Origin of the sequence: Blautia argi (assembly GCF_003287895.1) — a bacterium.
GTDB classification, from domain to species: domain Bacteria; phylum Bacillota; class Clostridia; order Lachnospirales; family Lachnospiraceae; genus Blautia; species Blautia argi.
Genome location: NZ_CP030280.1, coordinates 1,315,991 through 1,340,026, shown reverse-complemented (window position 1 = coordinate 1,340,026; position 24,036 = coordinate 1,315,991). Strand labels below are relative to the sequence as shown.

Below are 24,036 nucleotides of genomic sequence, written 5' to 3'. Positions count from 1 at the left end.
CTTTCCTCTACAATCTCGACTTTGAAAACCCTTTATGAAATCACAGTAACACGAGAATAAGAATGCAGTCAAACCCACTTTCAAACTATTAATTCATGCAATTACTAATAATTTAAAATATTAGTAATTGCATGAATCAAAGCTTCTTTGGATAGGATGTGCTTCCTCTTACAATCAGACAGGGTTCATACTCTATGTGATGAATCATCCCTTTCTCTTTCGCCCGTTTTTCCCTTTTTTCTTCTATCTTTTCTAATAACAAAAGACAGGCATCTTCTCCTTTCCTGGGTGCAAAATGCTCTACCGTAGTCAAATCAATTCCTCTCATACCAGAAATTAATAAATTGTCACAACCTGCCACAGAAATTTCCTCCGGGATTTTATAGTGAAAATCTATAAGTGCATCATGAATGCCCAGCGCTACCATATCGCTGCTTCCTGCCATGGCAGTCAAATCAGGAATTTCCCGAATCACTTCTGACGCCAATTCATAACCGGTTCTGTATTCCATATCTATCTCCTGAAAAAGAGTATCCATCTGTTCCGGAAGACTTCTGACATATACACTGTCTTGGTATCCTGCCCTTTGAAAGGTTTCGTAAAACCCCTTCATTCTGGCTCTTCTGGCAGACTGCCGCTGCGTCAGGGGAGTGGAGAGATAAGCAGCTTTTCTGTGTCCCAAATCCAGTAAATGCTGCGCCACAAGTTCTCCCGTTTTTTTACTATTTAATTCCACAGTATCCAAACCTTTTAAAGTATCCTTTTCTCCAATCAGCACAACCGGTATTTTTTCAGCAATTTTTTGAATAAGTTCTGTAAAAACAGGAGTAAATGTACAGATAATACCGGAAGGATTCAGTTTTTCTATTTTTTTCAGATATTTTTCTTCTGTGTGATCATCTCTTCTTGTATTACACAAAAATACATCATATTTGTTTTTCTGCGCAGTTTTTTCAATTCCCTGCAAAAGAGAACAATAGTAGGGATTAGACAAATTGGGATACATCACAAAAATAGTTCCCCTCATGGATACTCCTGTTTTCGTATTTTTCTTCTCATTGGTATATCCCAGAATCCGGGCAGCTTCTTCTACCCGCTCTATGGTTTCTCTGGAAAAAGAAACATTATACTTTTTATTTAAAATCATGGATACAGCAGACTGAGATACTCCTGCTTTTTTTGCTACATCTGTAGATGTTACTTTCTTACGGTTCATGAAAGCTTTTCCTTTCGTAATAAAAACTGTCCTTTCTTATTTTAGCACAGAGAAAATGCTTTGCAAGAACCTGTCCTGCTTATTTACTCTCTGAAGAATAATAGGGAATGCATAAATAAGAACCTGCATAAATCACATCACCTGTCATATGATTAATTTCTTTCACCTCTTTGATATAATCCTCAACAGACGTATATTCCACTGTCTGATATTCTCTGGCAATATCCCAAAGGCTGGTTCCTTCCTGTATTTCTATACTGGTAAAATATTTCGTTCGTACAGAGTCTTTTGTCCCTGCACTGGCAATATCTGAAGTGGCAAAGATTACGCCGATCAGTACAACAGCCAATACTGCTACAAAATAAAAAATACGCTTTCCATTACTTTTTTTCTTAGTTCTCATCTCTTATATCCTCCATAAATCCGCAAAAATATGTTCGCGAACATCTGTTTGTCTAACTAGATTCAGCATACTACAGGAACACATGTTTGTCAATAGCTTTTTCGAACATATTTTCGTTTTGCGAACAAATTTTCCGAATATTTGTTTGCATTCTTTTCAAAGCTGTGGTATGATAAACACATAGAATTCGTCGATTCGGAGGTACCTGATTATGTCATATGGAAAAATAAGCAAAAAACAATCTGAGATTTTAGAATATATGAAAAATGAAATTTTAAACAGAGGATTCCCCCCTTCTGTACGGGAAATCTGTGAGGCCGTAAATTTAAAATCCACCTCTTCCGTCCACTCTCACCTGGAAACCCTGGAGAAAAATGGTTATATCCGCAGGGATCCTACAAAGCCTCGGGCAATTGAAATTGTTGATGACAATTTTAATCTGGTCAGAAGAGAAACTGTAAATGTTCCGATTGTGGGAAAAGTAGCTGCCGGTCAACCTCTTCTCGCTGTAGAAAACATTGAAGGCTATTTCCCCATTCCTTCTGAATTTATGCCAAATAACAAAACTTTTATGCTGGTCGTGGAAGGGGACAGCATGATAAACGCGGGAATTTTTAATGGGGATTACGTTATCGTGGAACAGCAGAATACTGCTGAAAATGGACAGAAGGTGGTTGCACTGGTAGACGATTCTGCCACAGTAAAAACCTTTTATAAAGAAAAAGACCACATTCGTCTTCAGCCTGAGAATGATTCCATGGCGCCTATTCTCGTAGGTGCCGATCAGTTTTTTCAGATTCTCGGAAAGGTAATCGGTGTTTTTCGCCTCATGCGTTAAGCCCAATCCCTATCAAAAGAAAAAAGCCTCACAGAAAATGTCTGTAAAAGGACACTTTCTGTCCTTCAGCATTTCCTGTGAAGCTCTTTTTTATATATCTAAATTTTATACATCTAAATCGGTTCTTTCCACCAATGTTCCATCTCTCCAGATACGCTCTAAATCATAAAATAAGCGGTTTTCTTCATCAAAAATATGAATTACCACATCTCTGTAATCCATCAGAATCCAGTTTGCATTCTGATATCCTTCCATTTGCTTTGGCTCTATACCGGCTCTTCCCAGTGTTTCATTTACATTATCCGCCATAGCCTGTACCTGACTGCGGTTTGTACCGCTGGCAATAATAAAATAATCTGCCAAGGTGGAAATATTTCCAATCTCAATAATTTTAATATCCTGAGCTTTTTTATCTTCCATGGCCTCGCATGCCATACGTGCGATTTCTTTACTGTTCATGGTCTATCTTCTCCTTTCTTTTTTTCTGGTGCAGGGCTTCATAATAATGAAAAGCCTTTTCTGTAGCAGGGTCTATCAGCTTTGCGCTGGTATCCAGATAAGAAAGACTGTCCTTTAATATATAGTACATACCTTCATCTAAATCCATGAAAGCCACTTTTCTTATCCAGGACAGATTAGGTGCTTTATCCCTGCCCGGTTCAATATAATCTGCAATATAGATAATTTTTTCCAAATTTGTCATATTCTCTTTTCCGGTTGTATGCCAGCGGATAGCAGACAAAACTCCCAGGTCATGAATATCATATTTTTCTTTTGCAATATGAACGCCCAGTTTTGCATGAATCAAATAAGGATTCTGTTTCTCAAAAGTACTTAGTTCAATCCCGTGTTTTCTGCAGATTTTCAATTTCTTCTTGTTTGAAATGCACTTTGCACAATCATGAAGCAAACCGGCAAGACGAGCCTGTTCCACATCACTGTCATGTGCCATAGCAAGCGCTGCTGCTGTATACATAACACCCTGTGTATGAACAAAACGGTCTTTATCCAGATATTTTTTCAGTTTTTTTTCGATTTCTGAGAAATCATATTTCATCTTTATCACAACCCCTGTATATGTTATTCTCTCTGATATAAGCAATGACTTCTTCCGGCACATAATATGCCAGAGAACGCTGCTGCTGTATCCAGCAGCGGATTTGCTTTGAAGAAATATCAATATTTAATGAATTCAACTTTTCTATTTTTCCCTGGTACTTTTCCTCCAATTCAGCGATTTTTTCATCTAAACGCTGACTGCTGGTGTGATTTCTGGTTGCCACTAAAACTGTACATGCACCCAGAATCCGGGAGGGTTCCTTCCAGGTTTCAAGATCATACAGGGAATCTGCACCCAGAATAAAGAAATATTCCGTATCCGGATTCTGACTTTTCAGATTTTCCAGCGTTCTGTAAGTATAGGTATAACCATGCTGTCCCATCTCCTCCATAGATAATTCAAAGTGGGGATTGGAGGCTATTGCCTTTCTTACCATTTCTGTACGCTGCTCATCGCTGGCACGGTCTTTTCTCTCTTTCTTATGCGGAGGATTTCCAGCAGGCATAAACAATACCTTATCCAGTTGAAACTGTTCATATGCTGTTTCTCCCAGAATCAGATGCCCTATATGAACAGGGTCAAACGTACCTCCCATGATACCGATTCTTTTTTTTCTTTCCCGCATAACACGTTCCTCTTTTACCGCTTTTATTTTTCTTTATGGCAGAAATATTTTCTTTTTATTCTCTTTTCCCTCTTTATACAGGACAATTTTTTTACCGATAACCTGTACTACCTGAGAATGTGTACGCTCTGCAAGTACTGCCGCAATCTCTCTTGGGTCGTCCATGCAATTTTGAAGCACACTGATTTTTATCAGTTCTCTTGCCGCCAGAGCCTCTGCAACAGCCGCTGTATTTTCCGGTGTCAGGCTGGATTTTCCAATCTGAAAAATCGGTTCCATGGTCATTGCAAGCCCTTTTAAATAAGCTCTCTGTTTGCTTGTCATGCTTTATCTCCTGTTTTTTTACTTATAATAATCAAAATCAAAGCCATACATGCGAACCGTATCCCCTTCCTGAATACCTGCTTTTTCTAAATCCTCCAAAATACCGCTCTCTTTTAAGAATTTCTGGAAGAACAAGAAACCCTTTTCGGAATCCAGATTGGTATAACCCAGCATTTTCTCGATTTTCGGTCCTTCGATCATAAAGATATGCTCGTCTTCTTCGTCCTGTGCAACTGTGTATGGCAAGTTTTCTGTAATCAACGCATCTTCCGGGAAAAATTCCTGTTCAAAAATCACAGGCTCTTTATCTATGGTGTCCAAAAGCTGCTTTACATAGTATAAAAGTTCTTTTAAACCTTTTCCGCTTACCGCTGAAATAGCAAAGACCTTCATGCCCTGAGGTTCAAACTCTTCCCGGATTTTCTGCACCGGATCCTCGTCCCCTTCATATACTGCATCAATTTTATTGGCAGCAATCACCTGAGGTCGTTTCATAAGCTCCGGATCATAAGCTTCCAGTTCCTTATTGATTTTATAAATATCCTCAATAGGATCTCGCCCCTCTGTAGAAGCAGCGTCCACCAGATGAATCAGAACGCGGGTTCTCTCAATATGACGTAAAAACTGATGTCCAAGTCCCACACCTTCTGATGCCCCTTCGATCAGTCCCGGAATATCTGCAATGACAAATCCATTGCATTCATCTAAATCTACCACACCCAAATGAGGATTTAAAGTTGTAAAATGGTAATTGGCAATCTGAGGTCTGGCATTGCTGACTCTGGAAAGAAGAGTTGATTTTCCGACATTTGGAAAACCGATAAGTCCCACATCTGCAATCACCTTTAATTCTAACTGTACCTCTAATTCCTGAGCCGGCTGCCCTGGCTGTGCGTATTTAGGTACCTGCATGGTCGCTGTTGCATAATGCTGATTTCCTTTTCCGCCTCTGCCGCCTTTTAAGACAATCTGTCTTGTATTGCCGCCGGACATATCTGCAATCACCTTTCCACTTACCGCTTCCTTAATAACGGTTCCCTCCGGCACTTTTAAGACAATATCTTTTCCATTGGCGCCATGGCAGCGTTTCTTACCGCCCTCTTCTCCGTTTCCTGCGGCATATTTACTTTTATGACGGTAATCGGTCAATGCATTCAGACCTTTATCCACTTCAAAGATCACATCTCCGCCTTTTCCTCCGTCACCCCCGTCAGGGCCGCCGTTGGGAACGTAGAGTTCTCTTCTGAAGCTGACATGTCCGTCACCGCCTTTTCCTGAACGGATATATATTTTTGCTCTGTCTGCGAACATATTAACCTCTTTCTTTATTGAAAAAAAGTGGCTTCAAACCCCTGAAAGATTTGAAGCCGCCTTGTTATCGTGAATTACTCTTCAGTAGCCACTGGAACTACAGAAACCTGTTTTTTGTCCCTGCCTTTTCTTTCGAAACGAACAACACCGTCCACTAATGCGAATAAAGTGTCATCTCCGCCTCTGCCTACATTAACACCTGGGTGAATTTTTGTTCCACGCTGTCTGTAAAGGATATTTCCAGCTTTTACAAACTGTCCGTCAGCTCTTTTAGCACCAAGTCTTTTAGACTCAGAGTCACGACCGTTCTTTGTAGAACCAACACCTTTTTTATGAGCAAATAACTGAAGGTTCATTTTTAACATGTCTTTACACCTCCTCGAATATTACATCGATATATTCCATGTATTCTTCTTCTATCCCCTGTAAACCAAGGATAAGCGAATCCAACAGCAAAGCCGTTTCTTTGGAATACCCCGGCTCCAACTTCAGCTTCAGTTCTCCCACCTCTTCGTCTACGTCCACAGTAAAACTGTCCTCTGTAAAGCGTTCAATGGAATTTACTGTATTCTGTGCCAGTACCGATACAGCCGCACATACAACATCACTGCCGTTCTCGGCATAACCTGCATGTCCCTGTAGGGTAAAACCCGAAATTTCCTGCTTTGAATTCTGATAAATCGTCACCTTAATCATATGAAATTAAGCATTGATTTTTTCAATTTTAACTTTTGTAAACTGCTGTCTGTGACCGTTTTTCTTGTGGTATCCGGTTTTTCTCTTATATTTGTAAACGATAACTTTTTTTGCTTTACCGTTTTCAACTACAGATGCAGTTACACTTGCGTTCGCTACGTCTTCGCCAACTTTTAAACCATCGTTGCTTACAGCAAGTACCTGGTCAAATGTAACAGTTTCACCAGCTTCTGCTCCAAGCTTTTCTACTCTGATAACATCGCCTTCGGCTACTTTGTACTGTTTACCACCTGTTGCAATAATTGCGTACATATGGCACCTCCTATTATCATTACTCGCCAAATATGGTGACCGTTTCCACGGTACTTCTACCTCTTTGTGCGGCATACGCTAATATATTAACAGCAATCCTTCTATTCGTCAAGATAAAATTGAAAAATTCTCAAAAAAGATTCCGTAAAAAAACACAAACATACCGAGAAGAATGGGAAGCACTGTCAAGACCACCAAAAACACCAGCGCTTTATCCGAAGTCAGATACTTCTGTATCTTCCCTTCCTCTCCTTTTCTCAAGAGATAAGCGCCCGTATAAAATCCAAAGGGAACCACACACGCCATGGCAATATAAATTCCCAGAAATACCAAAGGAAAACCATTTTGCATCAGGACTGCCGTTACTTGTTCTGTCTGGGCAGAAGTTCCGGAAGAACCTGCCAACAAACCAGGCATAAAATTATTAATAAAATGAAACAGCGCCGGATAAATCATATTTTCAGTTTTTACCATAAGATAAGTCAACACACCGCCCAACAGCGCTGTTGGCAAAAATCTCCAGATACTGCCGTGAAACAAACCAAAAAGAATTCCCATTGCTCCACATAAAATCCAGGGATTTTTCCACTTGGTCTGGAAACTCTTCAAAATAAATCCTCTGTGCATTGCCTCCTCACAAACTGCCGGCATTACACAACTGATGAATACAGACACAAGAGGCGGCACACTGGTAATAAAGCTGTTTAAATCCCCGCTGACAGAAAACATCTGCTTTGGAAAAAGCCATGCCATCATCATCGTAATGGGAATCAGCAAAGCATAAGAAGAACCCCACATCAGAAATACGGCAAAAATTTTCTTCCATTGCGGACGTTTCACAGGAAAAATCTCACGCAAAGAAGAACCGGTAAACTTTGCCGCCAGAACACTCAGCGCCAGAAGGTATAACTCCGTCAGCGCCAGTCCGTACATGCCCCATTTCATCTGCGCCCAGGCAATAATGGTATAGAAAGATACCATTACTGCCAGAAACAGTAAAATTCCATGAAAAGGCTTTAAGCGCCTTTTTTCACCGTCTTCATAAATCCAATGCTCTTCCATCTAAAACCGCCTCTTTCAGTTCGTCCTCTACATAAGAAAGCTTTAAGGAAAAGAAGGGGCGATTCTCCTCTAAAAGGCGAAAGAAGATTTTATCCCCTTCCCAAAGCTTCAGGTTGGACAGTTCTTTTTTATCCACCCATTCCAGCACACCCTCATTACACTCCGTCAGCTCTCCTTCATAGCCATCGGCTGTGTACAGGCACATATACTCTGTTTCCGAAAAACTTTTGTCTGCCTTTTCAAAATGAAAGGTTACAAGCCCTCGGAAGCGGTAGGAGATAAGCTTCAGCCCCGTTTCCTCCCACACTTCTCTCAAAAGACAGTCCTCCGGACTTTCATTTTCTTCAAAATGTCCTCCTACACCAATCCACTTATCCTTGTTTACATCATTTTTCTTTGAAACTCTGTGCAGCATCAGGTATTTTTCCGAGGTTTCAATATAACACAGAGTTGTAAGCTGTGATTTTTCTCTCAAAGGAACGCCTCCTTTATCAGTTCCCGCATTTCCTCCTGCAAGGGCCTGCGTACCTTTTTTCTGGTTACTTCTACAATATTTAAAGAAGTCATATCCACCACGGTTCCTTTTACCGGATCCCGGTTTAAATAAGCCTGCAGATTTTCCAGAAGTTCCTTTTTATGATTCTGGTCTTTCATATTGATAAAATCAATCAGTATGATACCGGAGAGATTCCGAAGTCTTAGCTGCACTGCAATTTCTGCTGCTGCCTCCTGGTTCATCTTCCGGAAAGTTTCCTCCATTTCTTTATTGGAGGTATATTTTCCCGTATTGACATCAATGCACACAAAAGCCTCTGTCTGCTGAATCACCAGAAAACCTCCTGATTTCAGCCAGACCCGCTCATGCAGAGCATGCTCAAGGACACTTTCCAGACTGTACAGCTTATACAACGGGAGCAGCTTATCTTCATACAGACGAATGGCTGTATTCTCAGGGAAAGCTGTTCTGGCGTACTGAGAAATCCGTTCATACAGATTTCTGTCATCTGTAACAATTTCTTCCAAATTCTGAGTATAAACATTTTGAAGAATCTGCATATATTCCGGTATGCTCTCTTCTAAAAGAGAAAAGCAAACCCGGGAACTTCCCTTTTGCAGAACCATTTCATAGCGCTCCTTCAATTCCTCCAGTTCTTTTAAAATCTCTTCCGCTTTTGCTCCTCTGCAGTTTGTCCGTACAATAATCCCCGCATTCAAAGGCATATATTCTTCCAGAAGCTGACGAAACTGCTGCTTCTCTGCTTTTGTCAGCTTACCGGAAAAGCCAAGTTCCCTTCTGTGAGAAGTTAAAACCAGGTAATGTCCGGTAAAATTCAGATTTCCCGTAACATAAGGGAGTTTTGTCTTCATTCCTTCTCTGGCAACCTGTACTACCAGCTCATCTCCCGGTTTTACTTTCTCATGTTTTCCGGGACTGGCAAAAACAGGCAGTTCTTTTTCGTCCATGGAATAATAACACATCTGACCGTCTGCAATTTCTACAAAGGCAGCGTGGATATTTTTGACAATATTTTTCACTTTTCCAATATAGATATTTCCCAGAATACACTTTCCAGACATTCCCATAGGATTTATCTGGCAAATACGTCCATTTTCTTCCAGCGCAGCAGTCAGCATAGACACTCCCTTATATTCCATGGACGTCAATATCAGCCTACTCAAGCTCTTCTCCCAGGTTTTCCAGAGAAATCAGATGGCGCGTATTTTCCTCCCCTTTATCTGCATAAACCTCCAGACGGTGGATTTTAAGAGCAAAACTGTCAAAAGGCTTTTTGCAGAACCCATAGAACGCCTCTAATACCAGTTCCGGCTTGGTATTTTTCACACTTCCGGCTGCAAGCTGAAGAAAAATCCCCTCTTCACTGACATGCATATCATAAATATACGGCTTAATATCTACTTCTTTTTCATTCTTTTTTGTCTTTTTTACAATACGGATTTCCGGCTGTTCCATAAATGTCCGTACAAGTTCTTTCCAATTCCCCACTGGCTCCATATTTTCCCGGAAAGTCACCTGATAATCCGCTGCTGCTACCAGAGCCATGGCTGCGTTTGCCTTTCCATCCGGTATTTTTCGAAAGCTCAGCACTTCCATGCCCTCTGCCATGGTATCATTCAGACGCTTCACTGCTTCTTTTGAAGACATGGGAGTCTGAATTTCCATATCAAAATATTCTGCTGTGCTGGTAACACCTACGCCTAAAGGCGCTGCAAAGGACATAATCATATGAGGACTGAATCCCTCTGAATATGCTACGTCAATACCGGCTCTGCGGACAGCCTTTTGAAAATACCGCATAATATCCAGATGTCCGATAAATTTCATGGCGCCCTGTTTTGCAAATTTTACTCTAACCTTCAATGCAGACACCTCCTTTGTAAGCTGCTGCTCCACAGCCGGAGCATTTCATTCTGCAGTTTGGCGTAATCTCTCCCTTGTGCGCACGTTCCCATTCTTTTTCCAGGAATTTTCTGCTCACGCCAATGGAAATAAAATCCCATGGAAAAATTTCGTCCAGCGGACGTTCTCTCAATGTATAAAATTCCGGATCCAGTCCCGCTTCTTCAAAAGCTTCCAGCCACAAATCATAGCGGAAATATTCTGACCATGCATCAAAAATGGCACCTTTTTTGTAAACAGTTTCCAAAGCCTCAGCTACCCGTCTGTCGCCTCGTGCTAAAATTCCTTCCAGAACTGTTACATCTGCTTCGTGATAATTATACTTAATACTCTTCTGGTTTAACTGTGCCTTAATCTCTTCTTTTACAATTTTTGCCTTTTCCAGATAATCCTCTTTTCTGAACATTCCTGCCCACTGGAAAGGAGTAAATGGCTTTGGCACAAAGAAAGAAGTGCTGACTACAATCTGACATTTTCCATGTCTTTGATCCTTTGGAATTTCATAATATCTCTTAGCAATAGCCTCTGCCAAATGGGCTATTCCCTTCATATCTTCTTCCGTTTCTGTAGGCAGCCCCAGCATAAAATACAGCTTGACTCTGCTCCAGCCTCCTTCAAAGGCCTTTCCTGCTCCCTCTAAAATCACTTCCTCTGTCAGCCCTTTGTTAATAACATCGCGCATTCTCTGAGTACCTGCCTCCGGAGCAAAGGTCAAACTGCTCTTCTTAATATCCTGTACCTTACTCATAACGTCCAGAGAGAAGGAATCAATACGCAGGGACGGAAGAGAAATATTTACTTTTCTTTCCGAACAGTCCTCTATAAGGTATTCCAGTAGTTCCTTTAATTTAGAATAGTCACTGGTGCTTAAAGAACTGAGAGAAATTTCCTCATATCCTGTACTGTCCAGCATGGATTTTGCCGTATTCTTCAGAAATTCCACATCTCTTTCTCTGGTTGGACGATACAGCATACCTGCCTGACAAAAACGACAGCCGCGAATACAGCCCCTTTGTACTTCCAGGGTTACTCTGTCCTGGGTCGCCTTAATAAAAGGCACCACCGGTTTGTCCGGATAATAGGTGTTTGTCACGTCCATGACAACCTGCTTTTCAATTTTTTCTTTTGCATGAGGATTATTGGGTCTAAAAGAGGCAATGGTGCCATCTTCTTTATATGCAGTATCATAAAAACACGGCACATAAATTCCCGGAATCTCTGCTGCTCTTTCCAAAAATTCTTTTTTACTCTTTCCGGCTTTTTTGTATTCTTTATAAGCGTCCAGAAGCTCATAAAAGACTGTTTCTCCCTCTCCGATGTAAAACAGGTCAAAAAACGGTGCCAGAGGCTCTGGATTATAAGTACATGGACCGCCGCCCATAACCAACGGAAAGCTCTCGCCACGATCTGCTGCCCTTAAAGGGATTCCGCTTAAATCTAACACCTGCAGAATATTGGTGTAGCACATTTCATACTGAATGGTAATGCCCAGAAAATCAAAATCCCGGATAGGATCCTGAGATTCCAGTGCAAACAGGGGCAGGTTTTTCTCCCTCATCACCTTGTCCAAATCTGGCCAGGGAGAGTATACTCTTTCACACCAGGTATCCTTTCTGCGGTTAAACATATCATAAAGAATCTGGATTCCCAGATGGGACATACCGATTTCATACACATCGGGAAAGCACATGGCGAACCTAATATCCACTTTTTCCGGGTCTTTCATGACACTATTGACTTCATTCCCGATATACCGGGCGGGTTTCTCGATTTTTAGTAATATTTCATCATTTAATGCAAGTTTTCTCATATATTTCCTTTCTGTTTTTGTATATATTTCACAAATTCTTTCGAACCTGTTTTTGACTTTCCAAGGTGAAAAATCGATATTTTTTATGTTGTTTTTCGTATGTAAATTTTACTGATTTTACGTGTTTTTCGCTCAAAAATCCGGTTTGGTCATTTTTCTCATATTTCCCTTACTATTTATCACTGGAAAACACCATGTATAATTATACAACATGATACAACATTACAGAAGCATCTGCTATGTGATTGACTCATCCAATCTACACTATTATATACATTTTAGGGAAGAACTTCAAGCAAATATCTTTCGTCAAGCGGAATCAATTGTGCGGCGTTATTCTTAGGCAAAACTTCTAGAGCAAAGGCGATTATTTCGCAGTCGGCATTGTATACAACTCTTTCCGTATTAACATATATTTCTTGGGTAAAATCGGCTGAATAATGCCCGGGAGTTTGACAGTTGAATAATCAAAAATCACCTTGCATGCCTTATAAAACCTGCATTTTTTATGTCAAATTTTATGTTTTGATATGTACTTGTTTGTAATAGTGTGGTATACTAGAAGAAAAAAGGATTTTTTTATCATGTACATAGCAATCACAGGCAGCAAAAATAATAAAGATGTATATATTTATCGTTCCTTCCGCAAAGAAAACGGAAAAGCCTCTTCATGTATTTACAAAAAACTTGGGAAGTACAATGCTCTTTTGGAACAGTTCGATGGAAATGAAGACAAACTGATGACATGGGCAAAAGAACAGGCTGCTAAGGAAACCGAACTTTATAAGCAGCATACCGGAAAAGTTTCTGTAGAGTTTTCCAAAGCTGCAGCTATCCCTATGAATGAACGCCGTTCTTTCAATGTAGGTTATCTGTTCCTTCAGAAACTATGCACGCAGCTCCGTTTAGATAAAGTCTGCCGGACAATTAAAAGCAGGCATAAATTTAAATATGATCTCAATGCAATACTCACAGATCTTGTCTATGCGAGGATTCTTTCCCCTGCCAGCAAACTGGCCAGCTACGAGTACTGCCAGTCTTTGTTGGAACCGCCTAAATACAGTCTCCAGGACGTTTATCGCTCTCTTTCTGTGATTGCAGGGGAGTCTGATTTCATACAAAGTGAGCTATATAAAAACTCAAACTTCATTCATCCACGAAATAATAGAATCCTTTATTATGACTGTACGAATTATTACTTTGAAATTGAAGAGGAAGATGATTTCCGGCGTTACGGAAAAAGCAAAGAAAACCGTCCTAATCCAATCGTAACTATGGGATTATTTATGGACGCAGACGGTCTTCCCCTTGCCTTTGATATTTTCCCTGGAAACCAGAATGAACAGACAACTCTGAAGCCGTTAGAATCCAAAATTCTTCAGGATTTTAACTGCAGTGAATTCATATACTGTTCTGATTCCGGACTTGGCAGTTCAAGTAACCGAAGATTCAATTCTTTAGGAAATGGGGCTTATATCATCACGCATTCTCTGAAAAAAATGAAAAAGGAAGATCGTGAGATTGCTCTGAACCCGACTCAGTTCCGCAGAATTGGATCCGATCAATTTATAGATATCCGTACACTGGACGAATCGGATGAAGAGATCTATAACACAATCTACTACAAGGAAGTGCCTGTTGTTACAGGTGACATGGATGAGACTTTAGTTGTCACCTATTCCCCTAAGTACAAAGCCTACCAGAGAAAAATCCGTGCCCGGCAGATTGAACGGGCTGAAAGGATAATCACAGCACCTGGACGCAAAAGAAAAGGGAAAAATCAAAACGATCCTATGCGCTTCGTAAAAAAGACTTCCGTTACTACTGATGGTGAGATTGCCGAAAAACAAGTTTATGATCTTGATGAAGAACAAATCCAAAAAGAAGAATTGTATGATGGTTTTTATGCAGTTATCACAAACCTGGAAGGAGATATTTCAGAGATCATAAGGATCAACAGACAACGTTGGGAAATCGAAGAAAACTTTCGGATCATGAAAACAGAATTCGAAGCAAGACCTATATATGTCAGAAGAGAAGACCGGATAAAAGCCCATTTCATGACCTGCTATATCAGCCTTCTGCTCTATCGTTTACTGGAAAAGGAACTTGGAAATATTTATACAGCAGATCAGATATTGGAAACATTACGCTCAATGCAAATGACACTGCTGAACACAGCGAGTGGATATATCCCCTCTTATACAAGAACCGAATTAACCGATACATTACATAAAACATTTGATTTTAGAACGGATTATGAATTCATTACCAAAACAGATATGCGAACTCTTATCAAAGATACAAAGCAAATAAAATCAAAACTGAAATAATATAGTACATATCGCTGCAAAAAGGAAAACGGCTACAGTGCCCATATTTACTGGGTTTGTAGCCATTTTGTCACCTTATAACTGTCAAAGATGGGAGTTTATCATGTTTTCAAACTATTTTCACAGTGATTTTGTATTTTCCAATACAGTTCCCTCTATCGGCTTATATATAAATAGAATTTTTATAAAAGGAGATTTTATACTATGGCAAGACCAAAAAAAGAAAAATCATTACGGCATACACATCAAATTATGCTGCGTCTTACTGATACAGAACACGAAATTATATCTTCTCAGGCAAAAGCCGCAAATCTGCCTTTGGCGGAATTTGCCCGTAGACAAATTATGAACAAAAGAACAATTCTAAAATATGAACTGGTGGCTGATCTGCCGGAATTAAAAAAATTGATTGCCGAGTTTGGAAAAATAGGAAGCAATCTAAATCAGATTGCCCGGTACTTCAATAGCGGCGGTATTCATTCACAGGAAGTACAAAAATCACTCCAGCAGAGTCTTTCTAAAATCTATGAAATGAAATACGAAGTCTTAAAACTTGCCGGAAACTTTTCTGCCCAAAATACATCCGCTCCCACTCATTCAAGAGGTAATGAATATGGCAATTCTTAAGCATATTGCAATTAAAAATACGGACTACGGAGAAGCACAACGTTATCTTCTGTTTCAACATGATGAACATACGAAAAAGCCAATTCTTGATGAAAATGGAGAACTCATTCCAAGAAAGGAATATTACATTGACGGTATCAACTGCGATCCCTTCTCTTTTGATTTGGAATGTAAAGAGTTAAACGCACAATATCATAAAAACCAAAATTTTGATGAAATCAAATCTCATCACTATATTCTAAGCTTTGATCCGAAAGATACCGAAGATCATGGATTAACCGGAGAAAAGGCACAACGACTCGGATTAGAGTATGCTCAAAAAAATTTTCCGGGACATCAGGCTCTTGTATGTACCCATACAGACGGAAATAATGAAAGTGGAAACATTCATGTACATATTGTAATCAACAGCCTAAGAAAATATGATGTAGAGCGCCAGACATTTATGGAACGTCCCTGCGATGCCCGTGCCGGATACAAGCATCATCTAACACCGACTTATCTTATTTATTTAAAACGCTCACTTATGGATATTTGCCATAGAGAACATTTACATCAGGTGGATTTACTTTCTCCGGCAGAGAAAAAAATCACAGACAGAGAGTATCGTGCAAAGCACACCGGACAGAAAAAACTGGATGCTCTGAATAAAGAAATGTTATCCAAAGGAATTGCCCCACGCAAAACTGTTTTTCAAACGCAAAAGGAATATCTGAGAACCGCTATTGAATACGCCGCTGCTTCTTCCTGCAATATCGAAGAATTTCAAGCGACGCTTTTGAAAAACTATCAGATTACTTTAAAAGTAAGCAGAGGACGTTTCAGCTATCTGCACCCGGAACGAAGCAAGTTCATTACTGGAAGAACACTAGGTTCCCATTACACAGAAGATTATCTGCTTTCCATTTGGGAAAAGAGGAAAGAACCCCAAATGCAATCTCACACTGGCTCAGAACTTTTCACTACTCATTCTGCTTCTACTGTTACGGAAGAAAAAGAAACTCCAGACTTCTGTTTTATAAAATCAGACCTGCGGCTTGTCATAGATCTGCAGCAACGTGTCAAAGCGCAGAATAATCCGGTTTATGCCAGAAAAGTAAAGCTTTCCAATTTACAGCAAATGGCAAAAACCATTGCTTATGTACAGGAACGTGGCTATTCTACGGAAAAAGATTTGATGACTGCACTGACCACATCACAGTCGGAAACTGCCAACTGCCGAAAGAACCTCCGTTCCACACAGCAGGAATTGAAAAGGATCAATGAACAAATTCATTACACCGGACAATATCTTGCAAATAAATCTGTTTATAGGGAATTTTTACACGCAAAAAATAAGAAACAATTCCGACAAGAACATCTGTCAGAAATTACGCTTTATGAAACTGCCCGGAATTTCTTAAAGCAACACTCAGAAAATGAAACATTGCTTTCTATGAAATCATTAAAATCTGAAAAAGAAAAACTGCTTTCCATAAAAAATATGCAGCGTCAGGAATATCAAAAAAGAAAACAATACGAAAAAGAATTGCAGACTGTATGTAAAAATGTCGAGATGATTCTTCATGGAAAGTCTGATTTTGAAAAGAATTCTGAAAAGGATATACCACCACGCTAACCCTTCTGCTCCAAAATTTCTTTCTATTTTTGTTGTATTCTTTTGTTATCTGTTTTATACTAAAGGCAAGATAGAAAAGGTGGTGATTTAGTGGAACTGGAAACAACGCTATCGCAAACAATTCGTACTGCAGGAAGCAATTCGGATTATGACTCTGCTTGTAAACGGCTACTTTCTGAAAAAATCATTCTTGCTTGGATTATGAAGAATTGTTTAGAAGAATATCGGGAATGCAGCATTTCAGAAATCATTGAAAAATATATTGAAGGTGAACCGCAAGTCGCAGAAGTTCCGGTTCTGCCTGATCAGACCAATCCCTCTTTAATCAAGGGAGAACGCACAGAAGATAAAACCATTACGGAGGGAACGATTACCTACGATATTCGTTTCACAGCAACTGCACCAAAGTCTGGTGAGTTCATCCGTTTAATTATCAATGTAGAAGCACAAAACAATTTTTATCCCGGTTATCCGTTGCTTAAACGCAGCATATACTATTGCAGTCGTATGATTTCTGCTCAATATGGTACTGTATTTTCATCTGCACAGTACGATAAAATTCGCAAAGTCTACTCCATCTGGATTTGTATGAACCCACCAAAATCCAGAGAAAATACTATTACCCAATATTACATTGCAGAAAAATCGCTTGTGGGGCATGTTACCGAAAAAGTGGAAAATTATGATTTGATGTCTGCTGTTATAATTTGCCTCGGCAAACCGGACAGTGAGAATTATCACGGAGTTTTAAAATTATTAAATGTTCTGCTTTCTTCAGAAACAACGCCGAAGGAAAAAAGAAAGAATTCTCCATGATGATTTTGATATTGCAATGACGCAGAATTTGAAAAGGGAGGTGTCGCTGATGTGTAACTTAAGTCAGGGAATTGTTGAAAGCACTACTGAACGAAATACTTTAGACAGTATCCGCAATCTAATGGAAACACTAAACTTGACTACCGAAGAGGCTATGGCAGCTCTGAAAATTCCAGAAGCAGAGCGCCCAAAATATGCCTCCATATTAAAAGAACTATAAAAAGAACAAGGGGAGCCTGAATACACAAATTCAAGTTTCCCTTCTTTTTATTTCCTTTTCCGCTCTCTCTCATTCTCCATAACCGATTGTGGCAAGTTCTTCGCATTTAAAGCTGCCTGTTTTAAATGCAGACGGTCTAACAGAAGTTCGTGTTCCGATCTTACGGGGCTTTGTTGGCAGATTATTCATTCTTCCATCAATCATATTATAATTTTGTTCTTCTGTAATCTCTGCACTTCTTAAATATTCTCCATTTTCATAGGATTTCTGCCAGCTTTCCAACACAGGTTTCCCTCTTTTTTCCTGTGTTTCTTGCGGGTGCAGATAGGAAACAATCTGTTCTTTGACGGTTTCGTCAAATCCCGCCGTAACCTGATCCACGATTAACTTTCCAGTTCCATCTACCACTACCCAAGCAGCATTTTTTCCGTATGTCGTATGCTCCATTAGAAAAAATTCTTTTCCTTCCACCACCAGATTATCGAAAGCAAGCCATCTTCCTTCTTTCCCTTCAAGCTGAAAATTAGTAGTGGCAAGAGAAATCAACGTATTGGAAGAACCATTCCAAATAAAATCATCTAAAACAGTAAAGCCCTCTTTTTCCAAATAATAGGCTGCCGCTTCCCCATTCTTATCTAAAATCAGCACATCCCCAATACTTAGGGCATGTCCGGAAAATTTTTTCGGTAACTGCTTTTCCAAACGGTTTCGGATATTATCCGGTATTTCATCGTACCGCATCCAGCTTCTATATACTTGTTTATAATCTGTATAGCGTATCTGGATATGTTCTTTTTGTAATTCTGCATAAGAGCGAAAACGCTTTTTTCTGTTTTCGGGGATTTCTCTAAGCTGATACACTGCAAATTGATTACCTGCCATAACCGTTTCTCTGTATTTCCATTTTTTCATTACAATTCTGCTTCTTTCTTACGAGTATGGGACGTTTCTTCTTTTTTCTCCTGTTTCTTTAACAGTTCCTTACGCTCCTTTAAGGCTTTTAGCACAGAAACTTTTCTTCCCATTGTTCCCTCTGTTTTTGTCTGCTCCGCTGTATTTTCCCGTTGTTTTTCTGCCAAGATTCTTTCTAAATCTTGCATTGCTTTTTTTACCAACGGGCTTTCTTTATAATGGGGGACTAAGTCAATCAAGTCTTTGGAAATTTTCCCTCCAGACATCAATTCGTATTCTCCATCATAAATGCTGCCGTCTTTCAGGCAAAATCCAATTCCTTTTATCCCATGAATGCGGTCTGCCGGAATCGTTTTGTATTTTTCTACGGCTTCTTCCAATGTCAGATTTTCATAATATTCCCCCATAGCTTTAACTTTTAGGGTGCTTTTAAATATTCCAGTAATTTGTGTAAACTTCGCTGAAGATTGTGGATATATATTTTACTCGATTTGCATGTTGTGCAATACTCAATTTGATGTGATTTTAGACGGTTTTAGACGGTCTTTAATGATATATTGCCCTTTTTCTCTTTGGCAATAAAAAAAGCCCTGAAAACCTTATAAACACTTGGAAATAGTGTGTTTACAAGGCTCTCAGAGCCTATAAAACTCTAATTAAATTTCAGATTGAAAACTTTGCTTAATTGCCCATCTGTTTTGCAACTTCAGCAGCGAAGTCTTCTTCTTTCTTTTCGATACCTTCGCCTGTTTCGAAACGAACAAAACCTTTGATTGTAATGTTAGCGCCGGTTGCTTTTGCAACTTCTTCTACATACTTCGCTACGTTCTGTTTTCCGTCTTCTGCTTTTACATAAACCTGATCCAACAGACAGATTTCTTTTAATTCTTTATTGATACGTCCGTTAATCATACCCTGAATAACCTTTTCCGGTTTCTGAGATTCTTTCGGGTCGTTCATAATCTGAGCAAGCAGAATTTCTTTTTCATGTGCAATATATTCTGCACTTACTTCAGAGCTGTTTGTGTACTGTGGTTTTAAAGCCGCAATCTGCATAGCTACGTTTCTAGCCATTTCTTTTACAGCATCGTTTACAACATCTGTTTCAACGTCTACCAGAACACCTATTTTTCCGCCCATATGTGTGTAAGAAGCAACGAATCCGTTTTCTTCTGCCACTTTAGCGAATCTTCTGATGTTCATGTTCTCGCCGATAACAGCAATCTGAGCAGCCAGTGCTTCGTTTACTGTTTTTGTTGTGTCGAATTTCCATGTAGAAGCCAGGAATTCTTCTGTTGTAGCAGCTTCTGTTTCCATAGCAGCTTCAGCAACCTGAGCAACATAACCCTGGAAAGTATCGTTCTTTGCAACAAAGTCTGTTTCTGCATTTACTTCAACAACAACTGCGTATTTTTCATCTGCAGATACTAAAGTCTGGCAAAGACCTTCTGCTGCAATACGTCCAGCTTTTTTCTGAGCAGTTGCGAGACCTTTTTCTCTTAAGAATTCAACTGCTTTATCCATATCGCCTTCTGTAGCTGTAAGAGCTTTCTTACAGTCCATCATACCAGCGCCTGTCATTTCTCTTAATTCTTTTACCATTCCTGCTGTAATAGCCATTTTCATTTCCTCCTGTATAATAGAAAAAATTATTCTTCTACAGCCTCTTCTGCTTCTTCTGTGAAGATTTCTTCAGCGTCAGCAGCTTCGCCCTGATTTGCTTCGATAACAGCATCTGCCATTTTAGAAACAATTAATTTTACGGCTCTGATTGCATCGTCGTTTCCTGGAATTACATAATCTAATTCTTCCGGATCACAGTTTGTATCAGCAATACCGATAAGTGGAATACCTAATGTATGAGCTTCCTGTACGCAAATTCTTTCTTTTTTCGGATCTACAATAAAGATAGCGTCCGGAAGTTTTTTCATTTCTTTGATTCCGCCAAGGTTTTTCTGTAATTTAGCCAGTTCTTTCTTCAGGTTGATAACTTCTTTCTTAGGAAGAACATCAAATGTTCCATCAGCTTCCATAGCTTCGATTTCTTTTAATCTTGCGATTCTGCTCTGGATTGTCTTGAAGTTTGTCAGCATACCGCCTAACCATCTTTCATTTACATAGAACATACCGCATCTTTCAGCTTCTGTCTGGATAGCGTCCTGAGCCTGTTTCTTTGTACCTACGAACAGAATTGTACCGCCATCAGCAGCGATGTCAGCGATTGCTTTGTAAGCATCGTCAACCATACCTACAGATTTCTGTAAATCGATGATGTAGATACCATTTCTTTCTGTGTAGATGTACGGAGCCATTTTAGGGTTCCATCTTCTTGTCTGATGTCCGAAATGAACACCTGCTTCCAGTAACTGTTTCATTGAAATAACGCTCATTTTTTTCTCTCCTTTTGGTTTACACTTCCACCTGCTTCTTCACCTCCGGGACTTTTTAAGCACCGTCCATTGGTATTCACAGGCGTGGTTATTTTCTTCATTGCGCTCGGCAATGCCTGTATTATAGCATATCTATTCTGCATATTGCAAGGATTTTTTTTCTTATAAGCCATAATTTTCCAGAATCCAGTCCCGTAAAAGAGAAAACCAGCTTTTGCAGCTTTTTTCTGTGCCGCTTCCATCTTTTCTTTTTATGCTTTCCGTTGCCAGAGATAAGCCGTGGATTCCTTTGGGATAAAGATGATATTCCAGCGAAATTCCTGCTTTCCCAAGCGCCTGTGCAAAGCGAAAAGAATTCCAGAAGGGCACGGTTTCGTCCTCCACGGTATGCCACATAAAGGTTCGCGGTACCTGTTCTCCCACCTGGTTTTCCAGAGATACCTGTTCTCTTTTTTCATCATAGGAAACGCCCAAAAGGTTTTGGATACTGGGAATGTGGGAAATTTTTTCATCTGTACTGATAACAGGATAGCAGAGAATCAACCCATTTGGACGAAGAAGCTCCGTGGAACACCCCACTGCCTCTTTTACAAAATTCCTATTCCAAAATACACCATAGCTGGCTGCCAGATGTCCTCCTGCGGAAAATCCCATAATGAGAATTTTATCCACATCTACGCCCCATTCTTCCCCATGCTCCCGGATAAGTTTTACACTTTCTGCCACCTCCAGAAGAGCGGCGGGGTACACGGCCGGAGCACAGGAATACCGCAAAATCGCTGCGTGATACCCCATGGCATTAAACTGCAGCGCCACAGGTTCCGCCTCCCGGTTGGAAGTCATGGCATAAGCCCCACCGGGGCAGATGAGCACCAAAGGCCGCCTGTCATTCTCTGCCTGATCAAGATAATTTCCTAAAATATAGGTAGTCAGATGTGTACCCGGCACAGAACCCTGTACCTGTATTTTTATTTCTTCGTGTTTCATAGTTTTTCTATCAGCAAACCTGCCCTGTATGCCTCTAAAAGCTCCTCCAGTTCTGCTATCCTTTCTTTTTAATTTCATGCCAATATCGGTTTCTCCCACGGTTTTTCGCTTCACCACCCGTTTTACCAGAATACTGTCTGAAAGAATATCACTTTCCTTTGTAATGGCGTCTGTGGCAGAAGTAAATGGCTCGTGAGCCGCCAGAATCATGCCCCAGGAATTATAAATCAGTGTATACCCGGCAATTCCCGTTTCCTTTTGATATGCCCTGGAAAATCCGCCGTCAATAATCAACAGCTTTCCCCTGCATTTTATGGGGCTTTCCCCTTCTCCATGATGTACAGGAACATGACCGTTTACAATATGCGCTTCTTCACCGGTTACATGAAATTCCTGTAAGATTTTCTCTACAATCTCCTGATTTTCCAAAAACCTATAATAGGCGTTCTTTGTTTCTTCATGGGTTTCCTTCTCTGCCAGAAAATACCGCTCAAAGGTTGCCATTTTGTTTTTACCGAACAACGGCGAGGAGGGACTGCTCCAGATAAACCACAAAATATCTTTTCCCCTTTCTCTCTCCTGTCCGTCCATTGCCACAAAAGCCTTTCTCACATAGGTTTCCAGCACATCATACAAGGCTTTCCCCTTATATACCTTGTCATATACCTGTACTTCTTTAAAAGTACCGTCCTCATTTAAAGGGATACAGCCATGGTATAAAAGATTTTGATTGTATATTTTATACATACTGCCCTTTTTCAGCAAAAGCTTCATATGCCTTTGCAGCTTTTCACAGTTTACAAAAGCAAAAACAAGCCGGTCTATCACTTCCTTTTCTTCTCTGGAAAGTTCATAGGGATTTTCCGGATCAATAGTAGGAAAAGAACAATCCAGAAGCGGATAGGTTTTACGGTTTAGCGTAATCGTTCCTTCCGTATAATCAATATCGTCCAGAAGCGCCCTGTCTGCCATGCCAAATTCCCTTCGCTTCATAAGAAGCTGCCCCTCCAGTTTGAACTGAATCATGGAAATCGCTTTATGCATTTTCATGTTTAAATCCTGCTCTACCGGATTCAACGTATTATGTCCCTTAATTTTAAAACAGGAGCAGGGGTCATCTTTGTAATAAGTAAGGGCAAAGGTTGCCAGGGGCAAAAGATTAATACCATATCCGTCTTCCAAAATATCCAGATTGGCATAACGGGCACAAATCCGAACTACCGTTGCCACACAACACGCCTGTCCTGCCGCTGCCCCCAGCCAGAGAATATCGTGATTTCCCCACTGGATATCCAGAGAATGATAGTGTTCCAGACGGTCCATAATCTGGTGCGGCCCCGGTCCCCGGTCATAAATATCTCCCAGAATGTGCAGATGATCTACCACCAGTCTTTGAATCAGCTCCGCCAATGCCACAATAAACTCCTCTGCTCTCCCAATTTCAATGATGGTTTGAATAATCTGCTCATAGTAGGACTCCTTGTCCACAATATCAGGACGCTCTGTAATCAGCTCTTCTATCACATAGGCAAAATCCTCCGGCAGAGCTTTGTGCACCTTAGATCTGGTATATTTGGACGCTGTTTTTTTACACACCTCAATCAGGCGGTACAAGGTAATTTTATACCATTCCCTCTGGTCACTTTCCTGCATTTTCATCAGATTCATCTTTTCCCTTGGATAATAAATCAGCGTAGCAAGGCTTCTCTTTTCCTTTTTGCTCATGGTATGCCCAAATACGGTGTCGATTTTTCTCCTCACAGAACCGGAGCCATTCTTTAACACATGAGAAAATGCTTCATATTCCCCGTGTATGTCTGTGAGAAAATGCTCTGTACCTTTTGGCAGATTCAAAATTGCCTGAAGATTGATAATCTCGGTAGACGCTTTAGCTATAGTGGGATAAAGTTCTGCCATTTTTTCCAGGTATTTCAGTTTCATATTTTCCATTTGGCTTTCCTCTTTGATACCTTCCGCTTATTTTTATAATTTTATTCTAACATAGTTTCTATGGAACGAAAACCGAATTCTTTTCCTTTTCCTTATAATTTCCTTAA

At 40.1% G+C, this 24,036-nt stretch carries 25 protein-coding genes and 2 pseudogenes; 6 read left to right on the top strand and 21 right to left on the bottom strand.

Translation table 11 applies throughout. From position 1 onward, the window contains the following. Positions 1-136: 136 nt before the first annotated feature. Positions 137-1,216, bottom strand: coding sequence for a LacI family DNA-binding transcriptional regulator (locus tag DQQ01_RS06580; RefSeq protein ID WP_111919403.1), 1,080 nt, complete (start codon positions 1,214-1,216; stop codon positions 137-139). A gap of 79 nt (positions 1,217-1,295) precedes the next feature. Next, entirely contained in the window at positions 1,296-1,619 is a 324-nt protein-coding gene (locus tag DQQ01_RS06575; protein ID WP_111919402.1) for a LysM peptidoglycan-binding domain-containing protein, read from the bottom strand. A 211-nt stretch (positions 1,620-1,830) separates the two neighbouring features. Between DQQ01_RS06575 and lexA the strand changes: the two genes are divergently transcribed. Continuing rightward, positions 1,831-2,457 (top strand): transcriptional repressor LexA, encoded by a 627-nt coding sequence (gene lexA, locus DQQ01_RS06570; protein ID WP_111919401.1) that lies wholly within the window; start codon positions 1,831-1,833, stop codon positions 2,455-2,457. Between the two features lie 105 nt (positions 2,458-2,562). Here lexA and rsfS read toward each other — a convergent pair whose 3' ends face one another. The 13 genes and pseudogenes from rsfS to DQQ01_RS06505 all read right to left on the bottom strand — a co-directional run bounded on the left by rsfS (position 2,563) and on the right by DQQ01_RS06505 (position 12,076). After that, the gene (rsfS, locus tag DQQ01_RS06565) at positions 2,563-2,916 is read right to left on the bottom strand and encodes a ribosome silencing factor (RefSeq protein ID WP_111919400.1); all 354 of its coding nucleotides are present in this window, start codon (positions 2,914-2,916) and stop codon (positions 2,563-2,565) included. Further along, the gene (yqeK, locus tag DQQ01_RS06560; RefSeq protein ID WP_111919399.1) at positions 2,906-3,514 is read right to left on the bottom strand and encodes a bis(5'-nucleosyl)-tetraphosphatase (symmetrical) YqeK; all 609 of its coding nucleotides are present in this window, start codon (positions 3,512-3,514) and stop codon (positions 2,906-2,908) included. The genes rsfS and yqeK overlap by 11 nt, the downstream gene beginning before the upstream one ends. Further along, the gene (gene nadD, locus DQQ01_RS06555) at positions 3,504-4,142 is read right to left on the bottom strand and encodes a nicotinate-nucleotide adenylyltransferase (protein WP_111919398.1); all 639 of its coding nucleotides are present in this window, start codon (positions 4,140-4,142) and stop codon (positions 3,504-3,506) included. Before nadD ends, yqeK begins: the two co-directional genes overlap by 11 nt. A gap of 33 nt (positions 4,143-4,175) precedes the next feature. Beyond that, on the bottom strand, positions 4,176-4,466 hold the full coding sequence (yhbY, locus tag DQQ01_RS06550; protein ID WP_111919397.1) for a ribosome assembly RNA-binding protein YhbY: 291 nt from the start codon (positions 4,464-4,466) through the stop codon (positions 4,176-4,178). 18 nt (positions 4,467-4,484) lie between these two features. Beyond that, a complete protein-coding gene (gene obgE, locus DQQ01_RS06545; protein WP_111919396.1) occupies positions 4,485-5,777 on the bottom strand; it encodes a GTPase ObgE in 1,293 nt (430 codons plus the stop codon). A 74-nt stretch (positions 5,778-5,851) separates the two neighbouring features. Then, complete coding sequence (gene rpmA / locus DQQ01_RS06540) at positions 5,852-6,142, bottom strand: 50S ribosomal protein L27 (RefSeq protein WP_072449350.1); 291 nt, start codon at positions 6,140-6,142, stop codon at positions 5,852-5,854. A gap of 4 nt (positions 6,143-6,146) precedes the next feature. After that, positions 6,147-6,473, bottom strand: coding sequence for a ribosomal-processing cysteine protease Prp (locus DQQ01_RS06535; protein ID WP_111919395.1), 327 nt, complete (start codon positions 6,471-6,473; stop codon positions 6,147-6,149). Between the two features lie 6 nt (positions 6,474-6,479). Next, positions 6,480-6,785: a 50S ribosomal protein L21 gene (gene rplU, locus DQQ01_RS06530; RefSeq protein ID WP_072449352.1), complete on the bottom strand. Its 306-nt coding sequence runs from the start codon at positions 6,783-6,785 to the stop codon at positions 6,480-6,482. 108 nt (positions 6,786-6,893) lie between these two features. Continuing rightward, positions 6,894-7,847 (bottom strand): CPBP family intramembrane glutamic endopeptidase, encoded by a 954-nt coding sequence (locus DQQ01_RS06525; RefSeq protein WP_111919394.1) that lies wholly within the window; start codon positions 7,845-7,847, stop codon positions 6,894-6,896. Continuing rightward, positions 7,828-8,322 (bottom strand): annotated as a pseudogene (locus DQQ01_RS06520) (NUDIX hydrolase); the annotation flags it as partial. The gene DQQ01_RS06525 and the pseudogene DQQ01_RS06520, both read right to left, overlap by 20 nt. Beyond that, positions 8,319-9,527: a ribonuclease E/G gene (locus DQQ01_RS06515; RefSeq protein WP_242980647.1), complete on the bottom strand. Its 1,209-nt coding sequence runs from the start codon at positions 9,525-9,527 to the stop codon at positions 8,319-8,321. The pseudogene DQQ01_RS06520 and the gene DQQ01_RS06515, both read right to left, overlap by 4 nt. Further along, complete coding sequence (locus DQQ01_RS06510) at positions 9,520-10,227, bottom strand: TIGR03936 family radical SAM-associated protein (RefSeq protein WP_111919391.1); 708 nt, start codon at positions 10,225-10,227, stop codon at positions 9,520-9,522. The genes DQQ01_RS06515 and DQQ01_RS06510 overlap by 8 nt, the downstream gene beginning before the upstream one ends. Then, positions 10,217-12,076, bottom strand: coding sequence for a TIGR03960 family B12-binding radical SAM protein (locus DQQ01_RS06505; RefSeq protein WP_111919390.1), 1,860 nt, complete (start codon positions 12,074-12,076; stop codon positions 10,217-10,219). Before DQQ01_RS06505 ends, DQQ01_RS06510 begins: the two co-directional genes overlap by 11 nt. A 584-nt stretch (positions 12,077-12,660) precedes the next feature. Between DQQ01_RS06505 and DQQ01_RS06500 the strand changes: the two genes are divergently transcribed. The 5 genes from DQQ01_RS06500 (at position 12,661) to DQQ01_RS17390 (ending at position 17,690) form a co-directional block, all read left to right on the top strand. Further along, positions 12,661-14,409 carry an IS1634 family transposase gene (locus DQQ01_RS06500; RefSeq protein ID WP_111919389.1) on the top strand — a complete coding sequence of 583 codons (1,749 nt, stop codon included), beginning with the start codon at positions 12,661-12,663 and terminating at the stop codon, positions 14,407-14,409. A 204-nt stretch (positions 14,410-14,613) separates the two neighbouring features. Further along, positions 14,614-15,036 (top strand): plasmid mobilization protein, encoded by a 423-nt coding sequence (locus tag DQQ01_RS06495; RefSeq protein WP_111919388.1) that lies wholly within the window; start codon positions 14,614-14,616, stop codon positions 15,034-15,036. Further along, positions 15,023-16,654, top strand: coding sequence for a relaxase/mobilization nuclease domain-containing protein (locus tag DQQ01_RS06490; protein WP_111919386.1), 1,632 nt, complete (start codon positions 15,023-15,025; stop codon positions 16,652-16,654). The genes DQQ01_RS06495 and DQQ01_RS06490 overlap by 14 nt, the downstream gene beginning before the upstream one ends. A gap of 90 nt (positions 16,655-16,744) precedes the next feature. Continuing rightward, positions 16,745-17,470, top strand: coding sequence for a hypothetical protein (locus DQQ01_RS06485; RefSeq protein ID WP_330407692.1), 726 nt, complete (start codon positions 16,745-16,747; stop codon positions 17,468-17,470). A gap of 49 nt (positions 17,471-17,519) precedes the next feature. Then, the gene (locus tag DQQ01_RS17390) at positions 17,520-17,690 is read left to right on the top strand and encodes a hypothetical protein (protein ID WP_330407691.1); all 171 of its coding nucleotides are present in this window, start codon (positions 17,520-17,522) and stop codon (positions 17,688-17,690) included. A gap of 69 nt (positions 17,691-17,759) precedes the next feature. Here DQQ01_RS17390 and DQQ01_RS06480 read toward each other — a convergent pair whose 3' ends face one another. The 6 genes and pseudogenes from DQQ01_RS06480 to DQQ01_RS06455 form a co-directional block, all read right to left on the bottom strand. After that, positions 17,760-18,602: a YodL domain-containing protein gene (locus tag DQQ01_RS06480; protein WP_242980646.1), complete on the bottom strand. Its 843-nt coding sequence runs from the start codon at positions 18,600-18,602 to the stop codon at positions 17,760-17,762. Beyond that, a complete protein-coding gene (locus DQQ01_RS06475; RefSeq protein ID WP_242980642.1) occupies positions 18,602-19,009 on the bottom strand; it encodes a hypothetical protein in 408 nt (135 codons plus the stop codon). Before DQQ01_RS06475 ends, DQQ01_RS06480 begins: the two co-directional genes overlap by 1 nt. A gap of 274 nt (positions 19,010-19,283) precedes the next feature. Further along, entirely contained in the window at positions 19,284-20,222 is a 939-nt protein-coding gene (tsf, locus tag DQQ01_RS06470; protein ID WP_111919384.1) for a translation elongation factor Ts, read from the bottom strand. Between the two features lie 29 nt (positions 20,223-20,251). Continuing rightward, positions 20,252-20,992, bottom strand: coding sequence for a 30S ribosomal protein S2 (gene rpsB / locus DQQ01_RS06465; RefSeq protein WP_111919382.1), 741 nt, complete (start codon positions 20,990-20,992; stop codon positions 20,252-20,254). A gap of 162 nt (positions 20,993-21,154) precedes the next feature. Beyond that, entirely contained in the window at positions 21,155-21,979 is an 825-nt protein-coding gene (locus tag DQQ01_RS18105; RefSeq protein WP_111919380.1) for an alpha/beta hydrolase, read from the bottom strand. Then, positions 21,976-23,929 (bottom strand): annotated as a pseudogene (locus DQQ01_RS06455) (fructose-1,6-bisphosphatase). The gene DQQ01_RS18105 and the pseudogene DQQ01_RS06455 overlap by 4 nt, the downstream one beginning before the upstream one ends. Between the last annotated feature and the right edge of the window lie 107 nt (positions 23,930-24,036).

Coding starts and splice junctions, on each gene's coding strand:
- DQQ01_RS06580 (WP_111919403.1), bottom strand. CDS start 1,216: ATGAACCGTAAGAAAGTAACATCTACAGATGTAGCAAAAAAAGCAGGA.
- DQQ01_RS06575 (WP_111919402.1), bottom strand. CDS start 1,619: ATGAGAACTAAGAAAAAAAGTAATGGAAAGCGTATTTTTTATTTTGTA.
- lexA (WP_111919401.1), top strand. CDS start 1,831: ATGTCATATGGAAAAATAAGCAAAAAACAATCTGAGATTTTAGAATAT.
- rsfS (WP_111919400.1), bottom strand. CDS start 2,916: ATGAACAGTAAAGAAATCGCACGTATGGCATGCGAGGCCATGGAAGAT.
- yqeK (WP_111919399.1), bottom strand. CDS start 3,514: ATGAAATATGATTTCTCAGAAATCGAAAAAAAACTGAAAAAATATCTG.
- nadD (WP_111919398.1), bottom strand. CDS start 4,142: ATGCGGGAAAGAAAAAAAAGAATCGGTATCATGGGAGGTACGTTTGAC.
- yhbY (WP_111919397.1), bottom strand. CDS start 4,466: ATGACAAGCAAACAGAGAGCTTATTTAAAAGGGCTTGCAATGACCATG.
- obgE (WP_111919396.1), bottom strand. CDS start 5,777: ATGTTCGCAGACAGAGCAAAAATATATATCCGTTCAGGAAAAGGCGGT.
- rpmA (WP_072449350.1), bottom strand. CDS start 6,142: ATGTTAAAAATGAACCTTCAGTTATTTGCTCATAAAAAAGGTGTTGGT.
- DQQ01_RS06535 (WP_111919395.1), bottom strand. CDS start 6,473: ATGATTAAGGTGACGATTTATCAGAATTCAAAGCAGGAAATTTCGGGT.
- rplU (WP_072449352.1), bottom strand. CDS start 6,785: ATGTACGCAATTATTGCAACAGGTGGTAAACAGTACAAAGTAGCCGAA.
- DQQ01_RS06525 (WP_111919394.1), bottom strand. CDS start 7,847: ATGGAAGAGCATTGGATTTATGAAGACGGTGAAAAAAGGCGCTTAAAG.
- DQQ01_RS06505 (WP_111919390.1), bottom strand. CDS start 12,076: ATGAGAAAACTTGCATTAAATGATGAAATATTACTAAAAATCGAGAAA.
- DQQ01_RS06500 (WP_111919389.1), top strand. CDS start 12,661: ATGTACATAGCAATCACAGGCAGCAAAAATAATAAAGATGTATATATT.
- DQQ01_RS06495 (WP_111919388.1), top strand. CDS start 14,614: ATGGCAAGACCAAAAAAAGAAAAATCATTACGGCATACACATCAAATT.
- DQQ01_RS06490 (WP_111919386.1), top strand. CDS start 15,023: ATGGCAATTCTTAAGCATATTGCAATTAAAAATACGGACTACGGAGAA.
- DQQ01_RS17390 (WP_330407691.1), top strand. CDS start 17,520: ATGTGTAACTTAAGTCAGGGAATTGTTGAAAGCACTACTGAACGAAAT.
- DQQ01_RS06480 (WP_242980646.1), bottom strand. CDS start 18,602: ATGAAAAAATGGAAATACAGAGAAACGGTTATGGCAGGTAATCAATTT.
- DQQ01_RS06475 (WP_242980642.1), bottom strand. CDS start 19,009: ATGGGGGAATATTATGAAAATCTGACATTGGAAGAAGCCGTAGAAAAA.
- tsf (WP_111919384.1), bottom strand. CDS start 20,222: ATGGCTATTACAGCAGGAATGGTAAAAGAATTAAGAGAAATGACAGGC.
- rpsB (WP_111919382.1), bottom strand. CDS start 20,992: ATGAGCGTTATTTCAATGAAACAGTTACTGGAAGCAGGTGTTCATTTC.
- DQQ01_RS18105 (WP_111919380.1), bottom strand. CDS start 21,979: ATGAAACACGAAGAAATAAAAATACAGGTACAGGGTTCTGTGCCGGGT.